We start from the raw sequence: 7,629 nt of genomic DNA on the forward strand, positions 1-7,629 counted from the left end.
CCTCCAGCGACAGGTGCGAGACTGCCGCAAGCGCTTGGAACGGCATGCTCGTCGTGCGCTTTTGTGCCGCATCCATCGAAGCCCTACGGTCTTCAGCCTGTTCTTTTCTTCTCTCTTTTCGTGACGAGCCTCTGCCTCGCGTCTGGCTCAGCTAGGGTCGTATCATGCAACTGACTCCCCGTGAAAAAGACAAGCTTCTCATCGCCATGGCCGCCATGGTTGCCCGCCGGCGATTGGAGCGGGGCGTGAAGCTCAACCATCCTGAAGCCATCGCGCTCATCACCGATACTGTTGTGGAAGGCGCGCGCGACGGCCGCTCCGTCGCTGAGCTCATGGCAGTCGGCGCACATGTCGTGACGGCCGATCAGGTGATGGAGGGCGTTGCGGCAATGATCCACGACGTGCAGGTGGAAGCCACATTCCCGGATGGCACGAAGCTCGTCACGGTCCACCATCCCATCCGGGGAGCCGCGTCGAAGGACGTTCCAGGCGAGGTGACGACGCAGACTGGCGAAATCATCTTTAATGAAGGTGCAGAGCGCACCGTGCTGACTGTCGCCAATACGGGGGACCGTCCCGTTCAGGTCGGCAGCCATTATCATTTCCACGAAACGAATCCGGCCTTGTCCTTTGACCGCGAGAAGGCGCGCGGCATGCGTCTTGATATTGCTCCCGGCACGGCGGTGCGCTTCGAGCCGGGCTCCACGCGCGAGGTTGTTCTGGTGCCCCTGTCAGGCAAGCGTGAAGTTTATGGTTTCCGCCAAGGCGTGATGGGAGCGCTCTGATGTCGAATGTAAGAAAGCCCGCTTCGCTTCCCCGCGCCGCCTATGCGGACATGTTTGGTCCCACAAAAGGGGACCGCGTTCGCCTCGCAGATACCTCGCTCCTCATCGAAGTAGAGAAGGACTTCACGACCTACGGCGAGGAAGTGAAATTCGGTGGCGGCAAGGTTATCCGCGATGGCATGGGGCAGGCGCAGACCACACGTGCGGCAGGAGCCGTCGACACGGTCATCACCAATGCCGTGATCCTCGATCATTGGGGCGTGGTGAAAGCGGATATCGGCATCAAGGACGGTCGTATCGCCGGCATCGGCAAGGCGGGCAATCCGGATGTGCAGCCCAATGTCGATATCATCATCGGCCCCGGAACGGAGATCATCGCCGGAGAGGGCAAGATCATCACCGCCGGTGGCTTCGACTCCCACATCCACTTCATCTGTCCGCAGCAGATCGAAGAGGCGCTCATGTCCGGCATTACGACGATGCTGGGCGGAGGAACAGGACCTGCGACAGGCACCTTCGCCACAACCTGCACGCCCGGTCCCTGGCACATCGCCCGTATGATCGAGGCTGCTGATGCTTTTCCGATGAATCTGGCATTCACCGGCAAGGGCAATGCGTCCCAGCCCGGCGCGCTTGAGGAAATGATCCAGGCAGGCGCTTGTGCTCTGAAACTACATGAGGATTGGGGAACGACGCCTGCCGCAATCGATTGCTGCCTCTCGGTTGCCGATGCCTACGACATCCAGGTGATGATCCACACCGATACGCTCAATGAATCCGGATTTGTCGAGGATACGATTGCAGCCTTCAAAGGCCGAACAATCCATGCCTTTCATACGGAGGGCGCAGGCGGGGGACACGCGCCGGACATCATCAAAGTGGCAGGGCTGCCCAATGTGCTGCCGTCCTCCACTAATCCGACTCGCCCCTACACGGTGAACACCATCGACGAGCATCTCGATATGCTCATGGTCTGCCACCACCTGTCGCCTTCGATCCCTGAGGACCTGGCATTTGCCGAGAGCCGCATCCGTAAGGAAACCATAGCTGCCGAAGACATACTTCACGATATCGGCGCGCTGTCGATGATGTCTTCCGACAGTCAGGCCATGGGGCGTGTGGGTGAGGTCATCATCCGGACTTGGCAGACGGCTCACAAGATGAAGGTTCAGCGTGGGTCGCTGCCCGGTGAGATGGGCGACAACGACAACCTTCGCGCCCGCCGCTATATCGCGAAGTACACGATCAACCCGGCAATCGCCCACGGCGTCTCCAAGCATATCGGTTCCGTCGAGGTCGGCAAGTTGGCTGATCTTGTGGTCTGGACGCCGGCTTTCTTTGGCGTGAAACCTGATCTGGTAATCAAGGGCGGAAGCATTGCCGCGGCGCTTATGGGCGACCCCAATGCCTCGATCCCGACGCCGCAGCCTGTGCATTACCGCCCGATGTTCGGTGCCTATGGCCGGGCCTTGTCGGCAACCTCGCTCACCTTCGTTTCGAAAGCTGCCGTCGACAATGGATTGGCGGCAAAGCTCGGTGTTCAGAAGCAGCTTGTCGCCGTCGAGAATGTTCGCGGCGGCATCGGCAAGAAAGACATGATCTTGAACGACGCGACACCCTTCATCGAGGTCGATCCCGAAACCTACGACGTTCGTGCYGATGGTGAGTTGCTGGTTTGCGAACCGGCCGAAGTCCTCCCCATGGCTCAACGCTACTTCCTGTTCTGATATGATCCGCGCAACATCCATCATCCGCCGCGAGGCTGTCGATACCGATCGCATCGTCGATGTGATTACCCTGGACCATGGCGACCGTCATCGCCGGCGCATCGTGCTCAATGCCGATGGTGGAACAGCATTCCTTCTGGATCTCGACAAAGCCGATGTTCTCGAAGACGGCGACGCAATTCTGCTGGATACGGGGTGGCTCGTCGAGGTGCGTGCTGCTCCTGAGAAGCTCGTCGAGATCAGGGCGAACGATCCTCTCGAACTTCTGACCTTGGCGTGGCACATCGGCAATCGCCATGTACCGGCCGAGATTGCGAAAGATACGATCTATATCGGCTATGACCACGTATTGGTCGACATGTTGCGCGGGTTAGGCGCGCGCGTCGAAATCGTCGAACGTCCCTTCCGGCCCGTTCGCGGGGCATATCACCATGAACACGGCGGCGATCACCATGGGAACGGGCATGGATAAGCCGCTTCCAAATTCTCCTGGTGGAAACGAGGCGGCGATCCTGCCGCTATTCGCCTGGCTTTCGCCTTCCTATCCGGTCGGCTGCTACGCGTACTCCCATACGCTCGAATGGGCGGTGGAGGCCGGTGACGTCACGAATGAGGAAACGCTGGTCGCATGGCTGAGTGATATTCTGACGCTTGGCCTCGGTCGGAACGATGCCATCCTCCTCGGCCACGCTTATCGCGCCATCGAGGCGGGCGATGAGAAGAGGCTTGAAGAGATCAACGAACTCGCTCTGGCCTTGTCGCCTTCTGCGGAGCTCTATCTCGAAACGAGCCAGCAGGGGCGAAGCTTTCTGGACGCGACGCTTGCGGCATGGCCTTCGCCGCGGCTTCTGCCGTTGGAGGGCGATGTGGCGTTTCCGGTCGCGGTCGGCATGTCTGCGGCCGCTCATGGCGTTCCCCTTGCGATGGCTACGCCCGCCTATCTCTTCGGATTGGTGCAGACCCTCGTCTCGGCCGCGATCAGGCTAGCGCCCATTGGGCAGACAGCCGGCATTCGTGTCTGCGCTGGTTTGTTAGCCATTGTTCAGGACGTCGCGCGAGCAGCTTTGGACCAATCCTTGGATCAGATCGGCGGGGCGACCTTTCGCGCCGATCTCGGATCCTTTCATCATGAAAATCAGTACACGAGGCTTTTCCGGTCATGATTTCTCACACAGGACCCCTTCGCGTCGGTATTGKCGGGCCGGTCGGCTCGGGCAAGACCGCCCTCATGGAAGCGCTCTGCAAGATTTTCCGAGAGCGCTACGATATCTGCGCCATCACGAACGACATCTATACCAAGGAGGATGCACGCCTTCTCACGGTCGCCGATGCGTTACCGGAAGAGCGCATCATGGGTGTGGAGACGGGCGGTTGCCCGCACACGGCCATCCGTGAGGACGCCTCGATCAATCTGGCTGCCATCGCCACGATGCGCAAGCGCTTCCCGGCTCTCGACATCGTGCTTGTTGAATCCGGTGGCGACAATCTCGCCGCAACCTTCTCACCCGAGCTTGCCGACCTGACGATCTACGTGATCGATGTGGCAGGCGGCGAGAAGATCCCCAGGAAAGGCGGCCCCGGCATCACGCGCTCCGATCTTCTGGTCGTCAACAAGATCGACCTTGCGCCTTATGTAGGCGCCGATCTTGCGGTGATGGAGGAGGACACGAAGCGCATGCGCCGGCAGCGCCCTTATGTGTTCAGCAACATTCGCGGCGGCGTCGGCGTAGAGGCCATCGCGAAGTTCATCGAGGAGGCCGGTGGATTATCCGCGGCTGCTTAATAAAGAGGGGATTAATACATGAACTCGAAGCGATTATTTCTCATAGCTACATTAATCGCAGCGGTTACGCCTGCGCTGGCTCATACTGGCGCCCATGATGTAGGAAGCTTTGCTGCAGGCTTCACGCACCCATTAGGCGGCCTCGACCACATTCTTGCTATGGTTAGCGTCGGCCTTTTCGCTGCCATGCTTGGAGGACAGGCCGTTTGGGCCGTGCCCGCAAGCTTCGTAGTCATGATGCTTCTAGGGGGTGCTTTGGGGGTAGCGGGCGTCAGCCTTCCAGCCGTCGAGGCAGGAATYGCGGGTTCCGTTATTATCCTGGGAGCAGTCGTGACTTGGGGAAGATCCTGGCCCTTGAGTGCGGCTATGGCCTTGGTGGGAGCCTTCGCGATATTCCATGGTTATGCCCATGGCGCGGAGTTTCCGGCCGGGAGTGATGCGGTTGGATATAGCGCTGGCTTTGCTCTAGCGAGTCTTGTTCTCCATATAACGGGTCTAACAGGTGGTTTTTTCCCGCTCTTCCAAGAACGCGTAGCCCGCTTCTCCGGTGTCGCGATCACCACCGCTGGCTTATGGGTTGTTCTGAACTGAAGGGCTTGCTTCAGCCCGAAGACGTCCTAATCCATTAACTTAATGTTTGCACTGGCGCAGATCTTGTAGAGCATCTGCGCCTAATTTTTAAATTTTGATTTGCATAATTGCAAATAATTATCTAATGCCAACTATGAAACAATGATGCACATTTGAACGAAGCCTGATACCTCTGAGAAGGGGCTCCGTAACATTCCTGTTTCCCCAAGGAGGTATTCAAGACGTAAAGGAAATGGCGCTGTTCATATTATCTGCGAACTGCATAGGTAATTAATAAGGGTTAGCTGCTAGAATGTAGTGATCTATGTAGAGTGAAGTACTTAATTCGTCACTTAATAGCGTATCATTATGACGACGTTATCTAGGTGCGGCAAGTTGATACGGGTAATTATTAAGAATTGACTTTTTATCCTAATCTCGACGATCAGCCATATATCTCGGTTGGGGAGTAATCAAATGGGGGGGGCTGTGCGCGTTGGCTTGATCGCTGACGATGATGCATATTTTCGGATGGCCGTCGGTGCAATCTTGGATCGCCAGTTCGGCTTCTCGGAGATCATTGAAGCGGCATCTCTGGACGAAGCGTTGGAGCGTCTGAGTGACAACCCGGCCATCGGCGTCGCGCTGTTCGATCTGTCCATGCCCGGCATGCGCACGCCCACCAATTTGAGGGCTGTCAGGGAGTGTTTCCCTGAGGCGCGTGTTGCCGTGATTTCGGCTTCCAGTTCTCGGCAGAATATCTTGCTGGCCTTGGAAGCAGGCGTTCATGGATACATGCTCAAAAGCTTGGGCATTACAGAACTCGCGGCTGCACTTCAAACCATTTTCGACGGAGGGATCTACGTTCCTCCCTGCCTAGCAGATATTTCCTCGGCGCCATTAGTGAGCTCAACAGGAGAAGCGCAGGCGTCTATGGTCGAGAGATTGGAACCGTCGATTGACCATCATGAGGCAATCAGTCCACTCACCCCGCGTCAGCAGGATGTGCTGGATCTCCTTGTGCAGGGCAAAACGAATAAAGAGATCGCCATTGCACTTAAACTGGGCGAGGGAACGGTCAAGATCCACATGGCCGCGATCTTCCGGTACTTTGGTGTCAACAATCGTGCCGCGGCTGCGGTTGCTGGTGCACGTCCCTATCCGAACCGCAGGCGTCATCTTCTGAACGGCGTGTGATTCGATAAAGGGGGCGAAAGTGCAGGGGCAGGGCGCAAGGATCATGCGAGCAGGGGCGAGGCTGGGCCGGTTGCACCGCAACAGTCTGCTTTGGCGCTTCCTTCTGATCGGTATCGCCGCTCTGGCGCCATTGAGCGCCGCCCTTGTGCAGTTTGCCGGCGATGAGCGCAAGTTAGCCGTGTCGGCGACGCGAGAGCGGGCAGAGCTTCTCATCTCCTATGCCATCGATAGTCAGGATCACGTCATCGCGGAAGCCAAGGCAGCGCTACGCTTCCTTGCCACTGCACCTGAGTTGCACGCTGACAAGCAAATGTGCGCCACCTATCTGCAGCGCCATCTCGCCATGCATCACTGGATGAGCGCTCTGCGTGTATCGGATCTTACCGGCCGCGAATTGTGCGATGCTCGAGCTGAGGGCGGGGCGCAGGCAGCAGGTAGACACGAGGTCTTCGGCAGACTGCTTCAAGGCGAAGCTTTTGCTCTAAGCGATGTTGCTGTCGACCCGCTATCCGGCAAGCTGAGCATGACGGCGGCTGTTCCCATTCTGCAGAATGGTCAGTCGGTTGGTGTTGTTTCTGTCGATTTGCAGCCCGGCTTGCTGGAAGGGCGTTCGCTACTCCCCCTGGATGCCGCGCTCGACATCAACATGCTTGTAGTCGATCGCAACGGAACGCTGGTGGCCCATTATCCAGCCATCAAGGATCTTGTAGGCACCAGCCTGCAGGGCCAGCCTGTCATTCGCAGGGCCCTCGAAGCGCCCCATGGCAATGCGGAACTCGCCGACCTCTCCGGAGTCTCGCGTCTCTTCGTTTTTAGGACCCTACCCGGAACCGACGCGATCCTGGCCGTCGGCCTCAATCAAACCTCTGTCATTAACGCCATTGATCAAACGCTGCGTTACCGAATGTTTCTGGTGATCATCATCATTAGCGGGTCCTTGCTGTTGGCGATGCTTGGCGTCGAAGGGCTCATCCTGCGCCCGCTCCGCAGCCTTGTTCAAACGGCTGAGGCTCTGGAGCGTGGAAACTTCAGCGTACGTTCTCCTTACAAGGGATCCGGCGAAGTGCGCATTCTCGAGCGCGCGTTCAACCGCATGGCTCAGGCCGTGGCTGATCGCGAGCACCAGCTGATCGGGGCAAAGGACGTTGCAGAGAAGGCTCTAAGCCGGGCCAACATTGCAAGCACGGCAAAGACGAACTTCCTCGCTTCGATGAGTCATGAAATCCGTACCCCACTCAATGGCATCATCGGTTACACGGAACAGCTTCTCGATGAGAAACTGAATGCGAAGCAGCGCCGATCCGCTAATTTGATTCAAATTTCCGCTTCGGCGCTACTGACAGTTGCTAACGATATTCTGKACTTCTCCAGCATTGAGGCAGACCAGATCAAGCTGCAGCCGGAGCCATTCTCACTCATTTCTCTTGTCGACAATACGGTCTCAATCGTCAGCAGTGGAGCTGGCAAAAAAGGTGTCCCGATCCGGATCGAATGGGATCCGCGCATGCCTCGCTTGGTGATGGGTGACGAGGCACGCATCCGGCAAGTTCTTCTGAACCTCCTGAAC

Annotated in this window: 8 protein-coding genes; all 8 read left to right on the forward strand. The window is 57.7% G+C overall.

All coding sequences use genetic code 11. The features are described from left to right. The first annotated feature begins 164 nt into the window (after window positions 1-164). The gene (locus ACXJKO_RS27945; protein ID WP_457094303.1) at window positions 165-785 is read left to right on the forward strand and encodes an urease subunit gamma; all 621 of its coding nucleotides are present in this window, start codon (window positions 165-167) and stop codon (window positions 783-785) included. After that, complete coding sequence (ureC, locus tag ACXJKO_RS27950) at window positions 785-2,512, forward strand: urease subunit alpha (RefSeq protein WP_457094304.1); 1,728 nt, start codon at window positions 785-787, stop codon at window positions 2,510-2,512. The genes ACXJKO_RS27945 and ureC overlap by 1 nt, the downstream gene beginning before the upstream one ends. A 1-nt stretch (window position 2,513) precedes the next feature. After that, a complete protein-coding gene (locus tag ACXJKO_RS27955; RefSeq protein ID WP_457094305.1) occupies window positions 2,514-2,984 on the forward strand; it encodes an urease accessory protein UreE in 471 nt (156 codons plus the stop codon). Continuing rightward, window positions 2,965-3,675 carry an urease accessory protein UreF gene (locus ACXJKO_RS27960; RefSeq protein WP_457094310.1) on the forward strand — a complete coding sequence of 237 codons (711 nt, stop codon included), beginning with the start codon at window positions 2,965-2,967 and terminating at the stop codon, window positions 3,673-3,675. Before ACXJKO_RS27955 ends, ACXJKO_RS27960 begins: the two co-directional genes overlap by 20 nt. Then, complete coding sequence (gene ureG, locus ACXJKO_RS27965; RefSeq protein ID WP_457094306.1) at window positions 3,672-4,295, forward strand: urease accessory protein UreG; 624 nt, start codon at window positions 3,672-3,674, stop codon at window positions 4,293-4,295. Before ACXJKO_RS27960 ends, ureG begins: the two co-directional genes overlap by 4 nt. Before the next feature lie 18 nt (window positions 4,296-4,313). After that, on the forward strand, window positions 4,314-4,886 hold the full coding sequence (locus tag ACXJKO_RS27970; RefSeq protein WP_457094307.1) for a HupE/UreJ family protein: 573 nt from the start codon (window positions 4,314-4,316) through the stop codon (window positions 4,884-4,886). Window positions 4,887-5,342: 456 nt separating this feature from the next. Continuing rightward, a complete protein-coding gene (locus tag ACXJKO_RS27975) occupies window positions 5,343-6,062 on the forward strand; it encodes a LuxR C-terminal-related transcriptional regulator (protein ID WP_457094308.1) in 720 nt (239 codons plus the stop codon). Window positions 6,063-6,081: 19 nt separating this feature from the next. Further along, on the forward strand, window positions 6,082-7,629 hold a 1,548-nt coding region (locus tag ACXJKO_RS27980; RefSeq protein WP_457094309.1), incomplete at its 3' end, for a histidine kinase dimerization/phospho-acceptor domain-containing protein.

It is taken from the genome of Microvirga sp. P5_D2 (assembly GCF_054049475.1).